Below are 17,582 nucleotides of genomic sequence, written 5' to 3'. Positions count from 1 at the left end.
AAGCCTTGTGGCGCTCTTGGGATCGAGCGCCGCTCGCGGATGAATCCGCTCCTACAGGGCGGCAGCGTCAATCAATAGATCGCGAACAAGGCGGACAACCATGGCCTGTCAGGCATAGGCACGTTGCAACGAACGTAGGAGCGGATTTATCCGCGATGCGCCGCGCGGGCGGCGCTCGATCTCATGGGCGCTGCAACGCTTCAACCAAACACCTCAGAGTGCTCACCCCAGCGACCGTGCCCCCACCGCCCGACGCGCCTGGCCCCGGGTGGTGACGATGCCCAGGAACGAGATGACGATCGCCAGGCTCAGCGTCGCGGTCACCTCGGCCCGGTGCTCCGGGGTGAACAGCATCACCGCCAACGCGCCGCTGATGAACACGATCACCGCCCAGGTCAGCCAGGGGAACAGCCACATGCGGAACTTCAGGTTGGCGTTCTCCCGCTCCAGCCTCGCACGCATGCGCAGTTGCGAGATGGCGATCACCAGGTACACCAGCAAGGCGATGGCCCCGGAGCTGGCCAGCAGGAACTCGAACACCCCCTTGGGCGCGAAGTAGTTGAGGATGGCGATGCCCGCGCCGATCAAGGTGCTGCCGAACACCGCCGCGCGCGGCACGCCGACCTTCGACGTCTTGTTCAGCAGCGCGGGGGCGTCACCGCGCTTGGCCAACGAGTACATCATCCGCGAGGCGATGTAGATCGACGAGTTCATGCAGCTGGTCACCGCGATCAGCACCACGAAATCGACCATCAGCGCGGCGTTGGGGATGTTCATGATCTCCAGCGCGCGCTGGTACGAGCCCACCACCGCCAACTGCGGGTCGTTCCACGGCACCACCGAGATGATCACGAAGATCGACAGGATGTAGAAGGTGCTGATGCGCCAGATCACCGAACGGGTGGCCTTGGCGATGTTGCGCGACGGGTCGCTGGACTCGGAAGCGGCGATGGTCACCGCCTCGGTGCCGATGAAGCTGAACATCACGGTGATGAACGCCCCCACCACCGCCGACCAGCCTTTGGGGGCGAAGCCGCCCTGCTCGGCCATCAGCGTGCTCAGGCCGCTGACCTCGCGGTTGGGCAGCCAGCCCAGCAGCGCGGCGAAGCCCAGGCCAATGAACCCGAGAATCGCAGTGACCTTGAGGATGGCGAACCAGAACTCGAACTCACCGTACTTGGCCACGCTGAACAGGTTGGTGCAGGCCAGCAGCAGCACCGAGGCCAGGGCGAAGATCCAGCTGTCCACCTGGGGGAACCAGGCGTTGAGCACGTGCCCTGCGGCCAGCGCCTCGATGGGGATCACCAGTACCCAGAACCACCAGTACAGCCAACCGATGGTGTAGCCGGCCCAGCGGCCGATGGCTTGCTCGGCGTAGGTGGAGAACGAACCGGTGTCGGGGTGCGCCACGGCCATTTCGCCGAGCATGCGCATGACCAGCACCACCAGGGTGCCGGCCACGAAGTAGGAGATGATGGTGGCTGGCCCGGCCGCCGCGATGGCGTGCCCGGAACCGACAAAGAGCCCGGCGCCGATGATGCCGGCGATGGACAGCATGGTGACGTGACGCGGCTTGAAACCTTGGGCAAGGTTGCCATCGGATCCCACGGTGTTCATTGGTGTTGTTCTCTTTTTGCTGACACATGGAAGGGACGGGCAGGCGGGGCGAAAGGGGCTCCTCGATGAACGGTGGAGTACGTTGCGCACGCTCTGTTACGGCCTTCTCACGCGCCCGGGGCAACGCACCGTGAAGATGCGGGCTTCACTTTAAGCCGGGCGCGGCGCGAGCAAAATGCTCGAAAACGTCAGACAACGGTTCGATCACGACACCACGTGCCTATCCGCGTCAGTCAAGCCCCTCGGCATGCCTGGGAGCGTCAATCTCGGTCACGGCGGTAATCCCAATAGAAGTTCACCACCGCGAACGTGAGGATCACGGAGACGATCATCAGGCCGATCTGTAGGTTGCTCATGGGGTTCTCCAATTGGCGATGCCTGGGTAGGAAGGCGCGGGCCGCACAGGCGGGCATCTATGGGTGGCAGCTGGCGCAACCTGACCGCGCCCTCGGGCCAGGCGCTTGAGCGCCAGCACCATCAGCACCCCGAGCACCATCATCGCCAGCACCAGCAACGTGTAGGCCAGCCACCAGGGCACGCCTGCGGTCATCATGCTGAACTCGGACATGCCCCCGATGCTGGCAATCAGGTTCAGCGGCAGGAACACCACGTTGATCAGGGTGAGCTTGCGCAGGGTCTCGTTCATCGCGTTGTTGGCCAGGTTGCCGCGCGCGTCCATCAAGCCGGCGAACACCGTCGAGTAGATCTCGGCCTGCTTGTGGCACTGGTTGTTCTCGATCACCAGGTCGTCGATCAGCGCCAGCACCTCGGGGTTGAAGTGGCGCTTCTCGCCGTGGGCGCGCAAGCGCGAGAGCACCGCGCCATTGCTGTGGATGGCATTGATGTAGTGGATCAGGCTCTCGCTGAGGTTGAACATCTGCATCAGGTGGTGGTTTTCCAGCGACTGCTCGAAACGCTGCTGCAGTTCGCGGGCGACCATCTTGATCACCTTCAGGTGCCCCAGGTAGTGGTGCAGGTTGTCCAGCAGGATGGCCAGCAGCACGTCCATCGGCTCGTGCAGCGCGTGGCGTTGCCCGAGGCCGTCGAGCAATGAATCATCCGGGGCGATCAGCACCAGGTGGCCGTCGACCATCAGCATGCCGAACGACGACACCTGAAAGGCGAAACTGTCGCCACCGGTGTAGCTCTCCGGGCGCTTCCAGATCAGGAACAGGCCATCGCGGTGCAGCTCCAGGCGCGACACTTCGTCCGGGTCCAGTGCCGAAGCCAGGGCATGGGCGTCCAGGTGGAACCAGGCCTGCAGCAGTTCGCGCTCGGCACTGTCTGGCTCAACGAACAACAGCACCTCGCAATCGAGCCCTTCGCGCTTGCGCAACTGGCCGTGGGCCAAGCTGTAGCTTTCGATCATGCCAGCACCTCGTTACCAGGCTTGCCCCCGGCGCTTCTGCTCCAGGCGGCGGATGAATTCCTCCAGCACCAGGGTGTAGAGGTCGTCGTGCAGGTAGGCGTCTTCGATGCCGGCGTCGAGGTTGGGGTTGTCGTTGACCTCGATCACCACCACCCGGTCGCCAACCTGCTTGAGGTCGACGCCGTACAGGCCATCGCCGATCAGGTTGGCGGCCTTCACCGCCAACTCCACCACCGCCCGCGGCGCCTCGTGCACGGCCAGGGTGCGGCACTCGCCGTTGACTTCGTCGCGCTGGGCCTGGTGGTTGAAGATCTGCCAGTGGCCCTTGGACATGAAGTACTGGCAGGCGAAGATCGGCTTGCGGTTGAGCACACCAATGCGCCAGTCGTATTCGGTGTAGAGGTACTCCTGGGCCAGCAGCAGCACCGAGTGCTCGAACAGTTCGGCGGTGGCGGCCTGCAGTTCGGCGTGGTCCTTCACCTTGATCACGCCCCGGGAGAAACAGCCATCGGGGATCTTCAGCACCAGCGGAAAGCCCAGCCGGTCACCGATGCCTTCCAGCGCCTGGGGGTTGTCGCGGTAGAGGATCTCGCTGGCCGGCATGGCCAGGCGATGGCTGCGCAACAGGTCGGTCAGGTAGACCTTGTTGGTGCAGCGCAGGATCGACGCCGGGTCGTCCATCACCACCAGCCCTTCGCTCTCGGCCTTCTTGGCGAAGCGGTAGGTGTGGTTGTCGACGCTGGTGGTCTCGCGGATCAGCAGGGCGTCGTATTCGGCCAGGCGGGCGTAGTCCTTCTTGCCGATCAGCTCGACGTCGACGCCCAACTGATGCCCGGCGCGAATGAACTGCTCCAGCGCCTTGGGGTTGGACGGCGGCAGTGCTTCGTCGGGGTCGTGGAGGATCGCCAGGTCGTAGCGCGCCACCCGGCGCGAACGCGGCTGACGCCAGAGCCTGCGGCTGAAGCCATCGAGGGCGTTGGCGAACTGATCCTGCTGGTCTTCGCGCAGTTTGTGCAGCGCGCCGGCCTTGACCCCGGCGATATGCCAGGTGCTGGTCTTGCGAAATTCGACCAGCAGGATCGGACAAGGGAAACTTTCGAACAGCTGGCGGGCAATGTCCTGCAGCGGTTCCAGATCGGTACGGCCGAAATACAGGGTCAGGGTGAAGCCTTCGGTTTCGCCGTAGGGGTGATTGGCCAAGGCGCTTTCCAAGCTGCGCGCCATGTCGTCGAGGGCCAATCCGTATAACGACTTGCGGGTCAACTCGCTGATACTTCTGACCGAGGGAATGACTTTATGACCGCGCGCCTCGGCCAACAACGAACAATAATAACCATGGCCTAGATATTTATAATTACGACATAAGTTTATAACTTGGACGCGCTTGCCGCTGTCGCTCTCGCGGGGCTGCTCCAGATATTCCTGGGCCGTCACGACATCTTCGCTTTGTAGGTACGAAGACCAGTCATCACGCCGCTCCACAATGATCACCAACTGACTTGACTTGTTGTCCAGCTGCAGTGGATAAATAACGCCAGTTGCACTTGAGTTTGAACTTTCCCCGGGCCATGCCGGTAAAGGTTCCTGAAACGAAGACATGTTGGAAGCCCTGTGTTGGGTAGACACGGTTTCTATTAAGCACGAAGTTTTTCGAATGTCCCGTTTCATTACGCAACTTTTACGGCGGCCCTATGCAGATCGAATTTCGCCTGGCAACTGTCGACGACCTGCCGGCCCTGCTGGCACTGGAAAACCAGTGTTTCGCACTGGACCGGCTTACCCCGCGCAGCTTCCGCTGGATGCTCTCCCACGCCAACGCCAGCCTGCTGGTGGCGCAGCGCGATGGCCAACTGATGGGCTATGCGTTACTGCTGTTCCATCGCGGTACGTCACTGGCGCGCCTGTACTCCATCGCCATCGCCGAACAGGCTCGCGGCCAGGGGCTTGGCGCGCGCCTGCTGGAACAGGCCGAACGTTGCGCCCTGGACCACGAGCGCGCCTACCTGCGCCTCGAAGTGCGCACCGACAACCCCACCGCCATTGCCCTGTACGAGCGCCATGGCTACCGGCGCTTCGCCCAGGTGGACGACTACTACGAGGACCACGCCAGTGCCCTGCGCTACGAGAAACGCATCCTCCAGCACCCGACGGGCGAGACGCGGCCAGTCCCCTACTACGCCCAGACCACCGACTTCACCTGTGGCCCGGCCTGCCTGCTGATGGCCATGGCCGCCCTGCAGCCGCAACGCCTGCCCACCCGCCGCGAGGAACTGCGCCTGTGGCGCGAGGCGACCACCGTGTTCATGACCTCCGGCCACGGCGGCTGCAGCCCCCACGGCCTGGCCCTGGCCGCCTGGCGACGGGGTTTTCGCGTACAGCTGAGGCTCAATACAGAAGGGCCACTGTTTCTCGACGGTGTGCGCCAGGCGGGCAAGAAAGAGGTCATGCGCCTGGTGCACGAGGACTTCTGCGCCGAGTTGCAGGGCAGCGACGTGCAGATCGCCCGGCAGGCGCCCGACCTGCCTCGGGTACTGGCGCAGGGCGGCCTGGCACTGGTGCTGATCAGCAACTACCGGCTGACCGGCAGCAAGGCGCCGCACTGGGTGCTGGTCACCGCTTGCGACGACGATTTCGTCTACCTGCACGACCCCGACATCGACCATGGCCGCCACCGCCAGGCCCTGGATTGCCAGCACCTGCCGGTGAGCCACCAGGAGTTCCAGCGCATGAGCCTGTTCGGCGGGCGTAAGCTGCGCGCGGCGGTGCTGGTGTATGCAACGGCGGCGTAAACGAAAAAAGCCCCGGGTTACCGGGGCGGCATGCGGTCGGCGAGGCACAGTTGATTGCAGCTTTTCCTCCCCATCGGCGTTAATGTATTGCCCCTTTTCACGGCCTGGAACGGACACCATGGCAATCATCCTCGACGACCCCGACCTCGAACGGGTCGAACACTACCGCGACGACTCGCACCTGCGTGGCGAGTTGAACGCCTTGACCGAGCAAACCTACGGTTTCGATTTCGAAGCCTGGTACCTGGCGGGTTTCTGGGAGGACAATTACCAACCCTGCTCGCTGGTACGCCAAGGGCGGATGCTGGCCAATGTCTCGGTCAGCCCGCTGGCGTTCATTCATGCAGGGCAGTACCTGCACTGTGCGCAGATCGGCACGGCGATGACCCGGCCCGAGGCCCGTGGCCGGGGCTACAGCCGCCACCTGATGGAGTGCCTGGTGCAACGCTGGGCGTCACCTTGCGACCTGTTGTTCCTGTTCGCCAATGGCAGCGTGCTGGACTTCTATCCAAAGTTCGGTTTTCGCCGGGTGGTCGAGCGGGAGCATTACCTGGAATGGTCCGGGGCACGGCGCGCCAGCAGTTTCAGCCCGGTGGACCTGGACGACGGTGGGCAATTGCAGCGCTTCATGGCAGCGGTGGCGGGCAGTTGCCCACAGGCTCGCTTGAGCCTGATGCCCAATGTGGCACTGACGATGTTCTACTGCGACGGGCCGTACCGGGCAGCGTTGCGCTATTCGCCTCGGCATGAGGCGTATGTGGTGGTGGCGCAGGAAGACGAGCGGATGCTGCTGGTCGATGTGTTCTGTGCGCGGGTGGTGGACCTGCACGAGGTGCTGCCGGAACTGGTACAGCCAGGGACGCGGGAGGTGGTGCTGGGGTTCACGCCGTTGCGCGACGACGGCTTCGCCACGCGGGATGTGGAAAACGATGACGCCCTCTTCGTCTGGGGCGCGTCAGAGACGCCGCTCGATCAGGCGCCGATGCGTTTCCCCGTGCTCTCGCACACCTGATCGCGACATTGTCCCGGTAGGAGCGACTTCAGCCGCGATGCAGGCAACACCGTGCCCGGCACCCGCTCTGCGGGTGATCGCGGCTGAAGCCGCGCCTACCCCGACCGCGCTAACCTCATCCCTTCGCGCCGAAAAGCCCAAAGGGGCTGTTAGTGTTCACCAGGTCAGGCAGATCTTGCCGAAATGCTTGTTGCTTTCCTGGTACTTGAACGCCTCGACCATCTGTTCCAGCTCGAAATGCTTGTCCACCACCGGCCGCAGGCCATTGGCGTCGATGGCCCGGACCATCGCCTGCTGCTGCGCGCGGCTGCCCACCAGCACGCCCTGCAGACGGATCTGGCGCACCAGCGCCTGCACCAGCGGTAACTGCCCCGCCACACCGGTGAGGATACCGATCAACGACACATGCCCACCGATGCGCGCGGCGATCATCGATTGCTCCAGCGTCGCCGGGCCGCCGACTTCGATCACATGGTCGACGCCGCGGTTGTCGGTCAGCTCACGCACGCTCTCACCCCAGGCCGGGGTGCGCTTGTAGTTGATCAGGTGATCGGCGCCGAGCGCCTTGAGGCGCTCCAGCTTGGCGTCGCTGGACGACGTGGCGATCACCGTGGCGCCCGCCAGCTTGGCGAACTGCAAGGCGAAGATCGAGACGCCCCCCGTGCCCTGCACCAGCACGCTGTCGCCCGGCTTGAGGTGATCGTCGCTCATCAGCGCGCGCCAGGCGGTGAGGCCGGCGGTGGTCAGGGTCGCGGCCTCGGCATGGCTGTAGCCCTTGGGCGCGTGGGTGAACGAAGTGGCACGGGCCGTTACCTGCTCGCGGGCGTAGCCGTCTATACCATCGCCCGGCACGCTGGCAAAACCTTCGACCTGGGCCTGGCCGTCGAGCCAACTGGGGAAGAAGGTGCTCACCACCGCGTCGCCAACCTTGAATTCACTGACACCGGCCCCGACCGCGATCACTTCGCCGGCGCCATCGGCCATGGGAATGCGGCGCTCGCTCGGGCCCCACATGCCGCTGACCACGGCGAAGTCGTGATAGTTGAGGGAGCTGGCGTGCAGGCGCACGGTGATTTCGCCGGCCTGGGGCGCGGCGGCCTCGCAGGTGCCGAGCTGGACCTTGTCGTAGCCGCCACCGGGCAGGACGTAGAGAGCCTTGGTGCTCATGGGTGGGGTCTCCATCTGGAAAAAGGGTGCAGTGCAGCTTAGGCCCTTGCGGGCCTGTTCGCCGGCAAAGCCGGCTCTGTAGGCGCTTTAGCCGCGATGCGGGTATCGCGTTGTCTGGCACCCGCTTCGCGGGTGATCGCGGCTGAAGCCGCTCCTACGGAGGTCGTATCGGATCAAGGGGTTAGCAGAGCAATGCTCTGAGCGCCCGACAATCCGCGGCATGCCAGTCGGCCAACGCCGGCCATGGATTGTCCGGCAAGTTGACCAGCACGGTATGGGTGCCCGCCGCCCGCCCGCAATCGAGGTCGAAGCGGTAATCGCCAACCATCACCATCTGCGCAGGCGCGACGTCCCAAGCCTGGGCGATCTGCAGCAACCCGTCCGGGCTCGGCTTGGGCGCGGCCTCGTCCCGGCCAAGAATGTGCTCCACCGGAAAACAGTCGGCCAGGCCGATCGCTTCGAGGGTGACATGGGCCAGCTCGCGGGCATTGCGGGTGAGAATCGCCAGGCGACAACCGCGCGCGTGCAACTCACGCACCAGCTCCACCGCCCCGTCTGCGGCTTTCGAGGCAATCGCCAGGTCGCGCTCGTGTTCCAGCAGCCAGGCATGCTTGGCCGCAGCCTCCGCCGCCGGCAACGCCGCCAGGTGGGTGAGGATGTCGTGCGCGGCCGGAATGTCCAGGGCTTCGCGAATGGCTGCGAAATCGTGCACGGCCACGGTCAGGGTGCCGTCCATGTCGAACACCCAGTGGCGGATCTGCCCCAGGCTCATGCCCAGTCCTTGCGATGGCGGATCAAGCCTTCCTGGGTCGAGGACGCCACCAGTTGCCCGGCGCGGTTGAAGATGCTGCCACGGGTGAAACCGCGGGCATTGCCGGCCCAGGGGCTGTCGGTGGCGTACAGCAGCCAGTCGTCGGCGCGCAGGTCGCGGTGGAACCACAGCGAGTGATCGAGGCTGGCGATCTGCATATCCTTCTGCCACACCGACTTGCCATGGGGCAGCAGCGCGGTGGTCAGCAGGCCGAAGTCCGAGGCGTAGGCCAGCAGGTACTTGTGCAGCGCGGGGATGTCCGGCAGCGTGCCGTCGGCGCGGAACCAGGCGTACTTGACCGGGTCGCCCGGCTTGGGGTTGAACGGGTCGCGCTCGGTGACCGGGCGGATCTCGATGGGCTTGGCGCACAGCACCTTGTCGCGGATACGCTCGGGCAACTGGTCGGCCATGGCCCGGGCCAGCTCCACTTCGCACGGCAGGTTCTCCGGGCCCACCACATCGGGCATCCGGGCCTGGTGCTCGAAACCCTCTTCGTCGTACTGGAACGAAGCGCTGCAGGTGAAGATCGGCTGGCCTTTCTGGATTGCCGTCACCCGCCGCGTGCTGAAGCTGCCGCCGTCGCGCACACGGTCCACCGAGTACACCACCGGCATGCTGGCATCGCCCGGGCGCAGGAAGTAACCGTGCAGCGAATGCACATGGCGGGCGTCCTCGACGGTCTGGCTGGCCGCCGACAGCGACTGGCCGAGTACCTGGCCGCCGTACAGCTGGCGGAAGCCCAGGTCCTGGCTACGTCCGCGGAACAGGTTTTCCTCGATCGATTCGAGGCTCAGCAGGTCGACGAGGTCGTCCAGTACGTGGCTCATGGAAGGTTCTCCTGGCAAGGCATTACGGCGCTGTTATAGCGGCAGATGATACAGCGTTTGTCATTCGCCCCGTCGATGCCCGTGTATTCAGCCGCGCAGGTTCTGCTGCCACTGCGCGCGGTCGATGCGGTACAGCACATGGGCGCGCAGCGGGTGGCCCACGGGCAGACGCGGGTGCTCGAAAGCACCGTCCGGGTCGTGGCGCATGCCGATGGCCTGCATGACCTTCTGCGACGGCAGGTTGCCTTCGGTGGTGAACGACACCACCTCGTCCAGGTGCAGTTGGGCGAACGCGCAACGCAGGCAGGTCCACGCCGCCTCGCTGGCGAACCCCAGCCCCCAGTGGCGCCGCGCCAGGCGCCAGCCGATCTCCACCGCCGGGCCGAACGGCGCGTCGAAATTGACGTGCAGCAGCCCGGTCATACCGATGAAAGCACCGCTGTCCTTGCGCTCCAGCGCCCACAGACCGAACCCGTACTCATTGAAGTGGCCACGGATCCGGCCGATCAGCGCAGCCGCTTCCAGGCGCGTCATCGGCGCGGGGAAATAGCGCATCACCTGGGGGTCGGCGCACAGGGCGGCGAACTCGCGCAGATCGTCGTCCTGCCATTGGCGCAGCACCAGCCGGGCACTTTCCAGTTCAGGGATGGGGGTCATCAGGGCGGCTCCGATATCGCGGCTTGCCAGTGTATAGCGTAGGCCGTCGGCGCACGCTCACCCAGGCGCCGGCCAGCGGATGTTTTTTTCACATCGGCTTCACCGCCTCCCAACGGCACGCTTCGCAGAATGCCGGCAACCATAGCGGCCACAATCGACGCCGCACTGCCAATGGAGCGACGCATGCTTTCCAGCAACACCCTGGACAACCCGGCCAACCCGCCCCGTCTCGCACAGCGCCGATCGCGCAAGGTGCTGGGCGCCGCCCTTGGCCTGATCATGGCCCTGGCCGGGGTGACCACCTGGCTGGCGACGAGGACGCACATCGTGGACCTTGGCAACGAACAGCAACTGAGTGACAGCGGCCTGTTGCAGGACTGGAAGGACGGCGCGGTGATCGTGATGATCCGCCATGCCGAACGCTGCGACAGCGCCCCCGGCCCGTGCCTGGACGCCCCCTCCGGCATCACCATCAAAGGCAGCCAGGCAGCGCGGCGCGTCGGCCAGGGCCTGGAGCAACTCGGGCTGGCCAACGCCGACCTGCTGACCAGCCCCAAGCTGCGCACACGCCAGACCGCGCACTTCATCCTCGGCCAGGCGGTGGACAGCGCCGACTGGCTGGAGCGCTGCGACACCAGATTCGCCAGCGAGGCCCTGGCCCGCAAGCGTGTGGGGCACAATCTGGTGCTGGTCACCCACAACGGCTGTATCGACCATTTCCAGCGCCAGCAGCACGTACCCGGTGGCGAGCGCGAGAGCGGCTATGCCAGCGCCCTGTTCGTCTCGGTCAACACTGAAGGCAAGGCGCGAATCCTCGGGCGCATGAACGCGCCCGACTGGCAGCGAGTGCTGGCCAGCAGCGGCCGTTGATAGCCCCTAGCGCCAGGCCAGCATCACCACGCCTAGGGTGATCAGGCTGATGCCGGCCCACTGGCGCAGGTCGAGCCGCTCCCCCAGCAAGGTCACGCCCAGCACCGCCACCAAGACCACGCTCAACTTGTCCACAGGCGCCACCTGCGAAGCCTGGCCCAGTTGCAGGGCACGGAAGTAGCAGATCCACGACGCCCCGGTGGCCAGGCCCGAGAGCAGCAGAAACAGGTAGCTGCGCGGCGAGATCGAGCCCAGCGCCTGGTACTGCCCGGTGGCATAGAGGATCAGCGCCAGGCTCACCAGCACCACTACCGTGCGCAGCAGGGTGGCGAAGTCGGCGTTGATGCCGGCCACCCCGACCTTGGCGAAGATCGCCGTCAGCGCCGCGAACAGCGCCGACAGGAGGGCCCAGAATGTCCAGGATGACAGCAGACCGTTACCCATGCCCTTCCCCCTGTCGATTGCGATGCGCAACAGGATAGCGCCCCGCCCGGCACTGCTGGCAAGATCAGCACTGGCCCTGACCACGACACCCCCATGCCGCTGCCGCTGATCTACCACGATGACTACAGCCCCGAGTTCCCAGCGGAGCACCGCTTCCCAATGGACAAGTTCCGCCTGCTGCGCGATCACCTGGTCGACAGCGGGCTGACCACCGACCAGGCGCTGCTGCGCCCGCAGATCTGCCCCAACGACATCCTCGCCCTGGCCCACGACCGCGACTACATCGAGCGCTACATGAACGGCGAGCTGTCGCGGGAAGACCAGCGCCGCCTCGGCCTGCCCTGGAGCGAGGCCCTGGCCCGGCGCACCGTGCGCGCGGTCGGCGGCTCGCTGCTCAGCGCCGAGATGGCGCTGCGGCACGGCATCGCCTGCCACCTGGCCGGTGGCACCCACCACGCCCACTACGACCACCCGGCCGGCTTCTGCATCTTCAACGACCTGGCGGTGATCAGCCGTTACCTGCTGGCCGCCGGCCGCGTGCACCGGGTGCTGATCTTCGACTGCGACGTGCACCAGGGCGACGGCACCGCGCGGATCCTCCAGGACACCCCCGAGGCGATCACCGTGTCGCTGCACTGCGAGCAAAACTTCCCGGCGCGCAAGGCCCAGAGCGACTGGGACATTCCCCTGCCACGGGGCATGCACGACGACGCCTACCTCAAGGTGGTGGACGATGCGCTGAACTACCTGCTGCCGCTGTACCAGCCGGACCTGGTGCTGTACGACGCTGGCGTCGATGTGCACAAGGACGATGCCCTGGGCTACCTGCAACTGACCGACGAAGGCCTGGCCGCCCGCGACGAACGGGTGCTGCGCCACTGCCTGGGTCGCGATATCCCGGTGGTCGGGGTGATCGGTGGCGGCTACAGCAAGGACCGCGCGGCCCTGGCCCGGCGTCACGGCATCCTTCATCACAGTGCGGCGCGGGTCATCGGTTGTTCACAATGACTGTGGAACCGCCTGTGGATAACCTGCGGGAAAGCCCTCCCAGCCCTTTAACTTCCTGACCTGCAAGAAACTGGTCATTTTTTGAGCAGTGTTTCATCCAGGCCTGCTGGGGTAGAATGCGCGCTCTTTTCCACAGCCTGTCACCCGCCATGAACGATCCCCGCCCCGCCTCCCAACCCCTAGTCGCCGTGATCGGTGGCGGCCCCGCCGGCCTGATGGCCGCCGAGGCGCTGGCCCGGCGTGGCGTGGCTGTGCAGGTGTTCGATGCCATGCCGTCGGTGGGCCGCAAGTTCCTGCTGGCGGGCGTGGGCGGCATGAACATCACCCATTCCGAGCCCTACCCCGCGTTCGTCGGCCGCTACGCCGAACGCCGCGACGCGATCGACGCGCTGCTGCGCGACTTCGACGCCGATATCCTGCGCCAGTGGATTCATGGCCTGGGCATCGAAACCTTCGTCGGCACCTCGGGCCGGGTGTTCCCCCGCGACATGAAAGCCGCGCCCCTGCTGCGTGCCTGGCTCAAGCGCCTGCGCGACGCCGGGGTGGTTATCCACACCCGCCACCGCTGGCTGGGCTGGAACGCCGATGGCAGCCTGCGGATCGCTTATCCACAGGGCGAGCTGGCCATGCACGCCGATGCCGTTATCCTCGCCTTGGGGGGCGGCAGTTGGGCGCGGCTGGGTTCGGACGGCGCGTGGACAACCCTGCTGGGTGAACGGGGTGTGGATATCTCACCCTTGCAGGCCAGCAACTGCGGCTTCGAGGTCGAAGGCTGGAGTGCGTTGCTCAAGGACAAGTTCGCCGGCGCGCCGCTGAAGAATATCGCCCTGAGCGTGCCCGGCCTGGCGCCGCGCAAGGGCGAGTTCATCCTCACCGCGCAAGGGGTGGAAGGCAGCCTGGTGTATGCCTGGTCGGCTGCCGTGCGTGAAGCGATCAACCGTGACGGGCATGGCACGCTGCTGCTCGACCTGCTGCCGGACCGGCCGGTGGACAAGATCGCCCAGGCCCTGGCCAAGCCGCGTGGCTCGCGGTCGATGGCCAAGCATCTGCAGGGTCAGTTGGGGATCGATGGGGTGAAGGCGGCGTTGCTGCGTGAACTCACGGACCCGGCGACCTTTGCCGACACCGAGCGGTTGGCGGCGGCGATCAAGGCACTGCCGATCACCCTGGTGCGCACGCGGCCGCTGGACGAGGCGATCAGCAGTGCCGGCGGGGTACGCTTCGAAGGGTTGGACGAGGGCTTGATGGTGGCGAAGCTGCCCGGCGTGTTCTGCGCGGGGGAAATGCTGGACTGGGAGGCGCCGACTGGGGGGTACCTGCTGACGGCGTGCTTTGCCAGTGGATTACGGGCTGGACGGGCTGCGGCGGATTGGCTGGCGCGTCAGGCTTGATGGCCCTGTTCGCCGGCAAAGCCGGCTCCTACAGACCGTGCATGGCGCATCTTCCGTAGGAGCCGGCTTGCCGGCGAACCGATCTCAAGGCTTGGGCTTGCGCGGCTTGCCGCCGAAGCTCGGCACCTTGCGCACCGCCTTGACCGACGGCGCCGATGCGCCCGACTCGGTGCTGTCCATCCAGCGCCCCAGGCCACGCTTGGCGCTGTTCTCCTTCGGTTTCTTGGGCTTTTTCGGCTTCTTCAGCACCTGCCCACTGGCATCGGTCACCGGCACCCGGTGGTCGGGAATGAAGTCCGGCTCTTCATGGCGCGGCAGTACCTGGCGGATCAGCGTCTCGATCGACGCCAGCAGTTGCACTTCGTCAGCGCACACCAGCGAGATCGCCTCGCCCTTGTTGCCCGCGCGACCGGTACGGCCGATGCGGTGCACGTAGTCTTCGGCGACGATCGGCAGGTCGAGGTTGACCACCAGCGGCAGGTCGTCGATGTCCAGGCCACGAGCGGCGACGTCGGTGGCTACCAGCACCTGGACCTCGCGGGCCTTGAAGCTGTCCAGCGCCCGCTGACGGGTCGCCTGGGGGCGGTCACCGTGGATGCCATCGGCGTTGACGCCTTCGGCGAGCAGCCGCTCGACCAGTTGGTCCACACCGTTGCGGGTCTTGGCGAACACCAGCACCTGCTTCCAGCGCTGCTTGCGCAGCAGGTGGCAGAACAGGTCGGCCTTGCGCTTCTTGTCCACCGGCACCAGCCACTGCTTGACCGTGCTGGCGGCGGCGTTACGCGGGCTGACCTCGATGCTCAGCGGGTCATTCAACGCCAGGCCCGCGAGCAGGCGGATCTGGTCGGAGAAGGTGGCGGAGAACAGCAGTGTCTGGCGCTTGCGCGGCAGCGCTGCGTACACCGCCTGCAGCTCCTCGGCGAAGCCCAGGTCGAGCATGCGGTCGGCTTCGTCGAGCACCAGGGTCTGCACCTGGCCGAACTTGATGGCGTTCTGGCGGAACAGGTCGAGCAGGCGGCCCGGGGTGGCCACCAGCAGGTCGACGCCACGGCGCAGGCGCATCATCTGCGGGTTGATGCTGACCCCGCCATACACCGCGTAGGTGGACAGCGGCAGGTTCTCGGCATATTCACGCACATTGGCGTGGACCTGCTCGGCCAGCTCGCGGGTGGGCACCAGCACCAGCGCGCGCACCGAGTTGGCGGCGACCTTCTCGCCCTCCAGGGCCAGGCGCTGCAGCACCGGCAGGGCGAAGCCCGCGGTCTTGCCAGTGCCGGTCTGGGCCGCGGCCATCAGGTCGCGGCCGGCGAGCACGGCGGGAATGGCCTGGGCCTGGACCGGGGTCGGGGTGGTGTAGTCCAGTGCTTGCAGGGTGCGCAGCAGCGGTTCGATCAGGCCGAGTTTGGCGAAATTCATGGCAATACCGTCAGGGGGTTCAGCGAAGGCGGCAAGTTTACCCCAGCGCCACGGCCATCCAAAGGCCCTGTAGGAGCGGGTTTACCCGCGAATGGGCTGCACAGCAGCCCCTCGCCACACGCAAAAAGCAAACGTTTTCAACCAGTTACAAATAGGCTGAAAAAGCGTTTCAGCTTCGCCCCGCCTTGCCGATAACCCCTGCACGAATCAGCAGGGCTCCCCACAAGAACAACGCCCAGCGATTGAGATCAAGTGAGCGAAATCATTTTCTGGGAGAGCGTGCATGAACAGCTGGTTCGCCAACATCAGCGTCAACCTCAAACTCGGCCTGGGCTTCGGCCTGGTCCTCGTACTGACCGGCCTGCTGGCCCTGACCGGCTGGAACAGCCTGGGCAGCCTTATCGACCGCAGCAACTGGATGAGCGACATCACCCAGCTCAACAGTGACCTGACCAACCTGCGCGTGGCGCGCCTGCAATGGATGCTGACCAACGGCGACGACGCCTCGGCGGCCAACGTCCAGGCCAAGCTCGACGCCTTCGGCAGCCAGCAGCAGCACCTGGTCAACTCCTTCAAGAGCCCGGAAAACGTCAAGCTGCTGCGCGAGCAGGGCCAGAGCATCAGCGAGTACCGGGTTTCGCTGGAGAAGATGCGTCAGGGCTACAAGACCACCCTCGCCGCCCGCGATGCGATGAACCAGGCCGCCGGCCGCGCCAACGAGGCGATCGAGGCCATCAGTGCCACCGTGCTGTCCAACGCCGAAAGTGATGCCAGCCGCCTGGCCCAGTACCTGGTGATCAGCAAGGCCAAGCAGCAACTGGTGCAAGTGCGCCTGGACGTACGCAGCTACATCGCCGACCTGACCACGGAAGCCGAACAGGCCGCCGTGCGCCAACTGGAGACCGCCCTGGCCGAAATCGATAGCCTCAAGCGCCAGCTGCCAGGTGAAGCCTCGCGCATCCAGCAGTTCGAGAGCGCCGTGCTCGCCTACCGTGACGCCGTGCGCCAGTTCCGCGACGCCACCGCCGCCATTGGTGTGGCCCGTGCCGAAATGACCGTGCAGGGCGCCGACATCGTCAAGCGCAGCGACGCGCTGTACAAGATCCAGATCGAGCGCCGCGACGACGAAAGCGTCCAGGCCCGCAGCCTGCAGACCACCGCCACCCTGCTGGCGCTGCTGGTCGGCATCCTGGCGGCCTTCATCATCACCCGCCAGATCACCCGCCCGCTGCGCGAAACCATGGACGTGGTCAACAAGATCGCCAGCGGCGACCTCACGCAGAACCTGCGTGTCACCCGCCGCGATGAGCTGGGCGCCCTGCAGGAAGGCATCGCGCGCATGGGCACCACCCTGCGCGACCTGATCACCGGCATTCGCGACGGCGTCACCCAGATCGCCAGCGCCGCCGAAGAGCTGTCGGCGGTGACCGAGCAGACCAGCGCCGGCGCCAACAGCCAGAAAGTCGAAACCGACCAGGTGGCCACCGCCATGCACGAGATGGCCGCCACCGTGCAGGAAGTCGCGCGCAACGCCGAGCAAGCCTCCCACGCCGCGACCAACGCCGACGACGAAGCCCGTACCGGCGACAAGGTGGTCAGCGAGGCGATCAGCCAGATCGAACGCCTGGCCCACGAAGTGCACCGTTCCACCGAAGCGATGACCCTGCTGCAGCAGGAAAGCCAGAAGATCGGCAGCGTGATGGACGTGATCAAGTCGGTGGCCGAGCAGACCAACCTGCTGGCGCTCAACGCCGCCATCGAAGCGGCCCGTGCCGGTGAAGCCGGCCGTGGTTTCGCCGTGGTCGCCGACGAAGTGCGGGGCCTGGCCCAGCGTACCCAGCAGTCCACCGAAGAGATCGAGGGCCTGATCGCCAGCCTGCAGAACGGCACCCAGCAGGTCGCCGAAGTGATGAACGGCAGCCGCAGCCTGACCGACAGCAGCGTCGAGTTGGCACGCAAGGCCGGGGGTTCGCTGGAGAGCATCACCCGCACGGTGTCGAACATCCAGTCGATGAACCAGCAGATCGCCGCCGCCGCCGAGCAGCAGAGCGCCGTGGCCGAAGAGATCAGCCGCAGCATCCTGAATGTGCGTGATGTGTCCGAGCAGACCGCCGCGGCCAGCGACGAGACCGCCGCCTCCAGCGTCGAGCTGGCGCGCCTGGGTGGTCACCTGCAGACGCTGGTCAGCCAGTTCCGCGTCTGAC

General features: G+C 65.8%; 15 protein-coding genes and 1 pseudogene. 7 read left to right on the top strand and 9 right to left on the bottom strand.

All coding sequences use genetic code 11. The features are described from left to right. Positions 1-222: 222 nt before the first annotated feature. From gabP to IM733_RS22760, 3 genes are all read right to left on the bottom strand, one after another. Positions 223-1,617, bottom strand: coding sequence for a GABA permease (gabP, locus tag IM733_RS22770; RefSeq protein WP_248918575.1), 1,395 nt, complete (start codon positions 1,615-1,617; stop codon positions 223-225). 352 nt (positions 1,618-1,969) lie between these two features. Next, positions 1,970-2,986: a magnesium transporter CorA family protein gene (locus tag IM733_RS22765; protein ID WP_248918574.1), complete on the bottom strand. Its 1,017-nt coding sequence runs from the start codon at positions 2,984-2,986 to the stop codon at positions 1,970-1,972. A 12-nt stretch (positions 2,987-2,998) separates the two neighbouring features. After that, positions 2,999-4,585 carry a RimK family protein gene (locus IM733_RS22760; protein ID WP_248918573.1) on the bottom strand — a complete coding sequence of 529 codons (1,587 nt, stop codon included), beginning with the start codon at positions 4,583-4,585 and terminating at the stop codon, positions 2,999-3,001. 92 nt (positions 4,586-4,677) lie between these two features. Here IM733_RS22760 and IM733_RS22755 point away from each other — a divergent pair, with 92 nt between their 5' ends. Further along, positions 4,678-5,775: a peptidase C39 family protein gene (locus IM733_RS22755; protein ID WP_248918572.1), complete on the top strand. Its 1,098-nt coding sequence runs from the start codon at positions 4,678-4,680 to the stop codon at positions 5,773-5,775. Between the two features lie 118 nt (positions 5,776-5,893). Further along, positions 5,894-6,787: a GNAT family N-acetyltransferase gene (locus IM733_RS22750; RefSeq protein WP_248918571.1), complete on the top strand. Its 894-nt coding sequence runs from the start codon at positions 5,894-5,896 to the stop codon at positions 6,785-6,787. 156 nt (positions 6,788-6,943) lie between these two features. On the opposite strand, the gene IM733_RS22745 is transcribed toward IM733_RS22750, so the two are convergent. From IM733_RS22745 to IM733_RS22730, 4 genes are all read right to left on the bottom strand, one after another. Further along, on the bottom strand, positions 6,944-7,954 hold the full coding sequence (locus IM733_RS22745) for a zinc-dependent alcohol dehydrogenase family protein (RefSeq protein ID WP_248918570.1): 1,011 nt from the start codon (positions 7,952-7,954) through the stop codon (positions 6,944-6,946). A 181-nt stretch (positions 7,955-8,135) separates the two neighbouring features. Then, positions 8,136-8,726, bottom strand: coding sequence for an HAD family hydrolase (locus IM733_RS22740; RefSeq protein ID WP_248918569.1), 591 nt, complete (start codon positions 8,724-8,726; stop codon positions 8,136-8,138). Then, the gene (gene tesB, locus IM733_RS22735) at positions 8,723-9,592 is read right to left on the bottom strand and encodes an acyl-CoA thioesterase II (RefSeq protein WP_248918568.1); all 870 of its coding nucleotides are present in this window, start codon (positions 9,590-9,592) and stop codon (positions 8,723-8,725) included. Before tesB ends, IM733_RS22740 begins: the two co-directional genes overlap by 4 nt. 87 nt (positions 9,593-9,679) lie before the next feature. Beyond that, positions 9,680-10,249 (bottom strand): GNAT family N-acetyltransferase, encoded by a 570-nt coding sequence (locus tag IM733_RS22730; protein WP_248918567.1) that lies wholly within the window; start codon positions 10,247-10,249, stop codon positions 9,680-9,682. A gap of 183 nt (positions 10,250-10,432) precedes the next feature. Between IM733_RS22730 and IM733_RS22725 the strand changes: the two genes are divergently transcribed. Further along, on the top strand, positions 10,433-11,119 hold the full coding sequence (locus IM733_RS22725) for a histidine phosphatase family protein (RefSeq protein ID WP_248918566.1): 687 nt from the start codon (positions 10,433-10,435) through the stop codon (positions 11,117-11,119). A 6-nt stretch (positions 11,120-11,125) separates the two neighbouring features. Here IM733_RS22725 and IM733_RS22720 read toward each other — a convergent pair whose 3' ends face one another. Further along, the gene (locus tag IM733_RS22720; RefSeq protein ID WP_248918565.1) at positions 11,126-11,563 is read right to left on the bottom strand and encodes an EamA family transporter; all 438 of its coding nucleotides are present in this window, start codon (positions 11,561-11,563) and stop codon (positions 11,126-11,128) included. 93 nt (positions 11,564-11,656) lie between these two features. Here IM733_RS22720 and IM733_RS22715 point away from each other — a divergent pair, with 93 nt between their 5' ends. Both IM733_RS22715 and IM733_RS22710 read left to right on the top strand, forming a co-directional pair. Further along, positions 11,657-12,571, top strand: coding sequence for a histone deacetylase family protein (locus IM733_RS22715; protein WP_248918564.1), 915 nt, complete (start codon positions 11,657-11,659; stop codon positions 12,569-12,571). 149 nt (positions 12,572-12,720) lie between these two features. Beyond that, entirely contained in the window at positions 12,721-13,962 is a 1,242-nt protein-coding gene (locus IM733_RS22710; RefSeq protein WP_248918563.1) for a TIGR03862 family flavoprotein, read from the top strand. 84 nt (positions 13,963-14,046) lie between these two features. On the opposite strand, the gene IM733_RS22705 is transcribed toward IM733_RS22710, so the two are convergent. Then, positions 14,047-15,378, bottom strand: a complete 1,332-nt coding sequence (locus IM733_RS22705; protein ID WP_248918562.1) for a DEAD/DEAH box helicase — start codon at positions 15,376-15,378, stop codon at positions 14,047-14,049. Between the two features lie 418 nt (positions 15,379-15,796). Between IM733_RS22705 and IM733_RS25845 the strand changes: the two are divergent. Both IM733_RS25845 and IM733_RS25840 read left to right on the top strand, forming a co-directional pair. After that, a pseudogene (locus IM733_RS25845) lies at positions 15,797-16,678 on the top strand (methyl-accepting chemotaxis protein); the annotation flags it as partial. A 39-nt stretch (positions 16,679-16,717) separates the two neighbouring features. After that, positions 16,718-17,581: a methyl-accepting chemotaxis protein gene (locus IM733_RS25840; RefSeq protein ID WP_432760439.1), complete on the top strand. Its 864-nt coding sequence runs from the start codon at positions 16,718-16,720 to the stop codon at positions 17,579-17,581. Position 17,582 lies beyond the last annotated feature (1 nt).

Source organism: Pseudomonas entomophila, assembly GCF_023277925.1.
GTDB classification, from domain to species: domain Bacteria; phylum Pseudomonadota; class Gammaproteobacteria; order Pseudomonadales; family Pseudomonadaceae; genus Aquipseudomonas; species Aquipseudomonas entomophila_D.
Note: the sequence above shows the minus strand (reverse complement) of the source record. Positions and strands in the feature narration are given on the sequence as shown.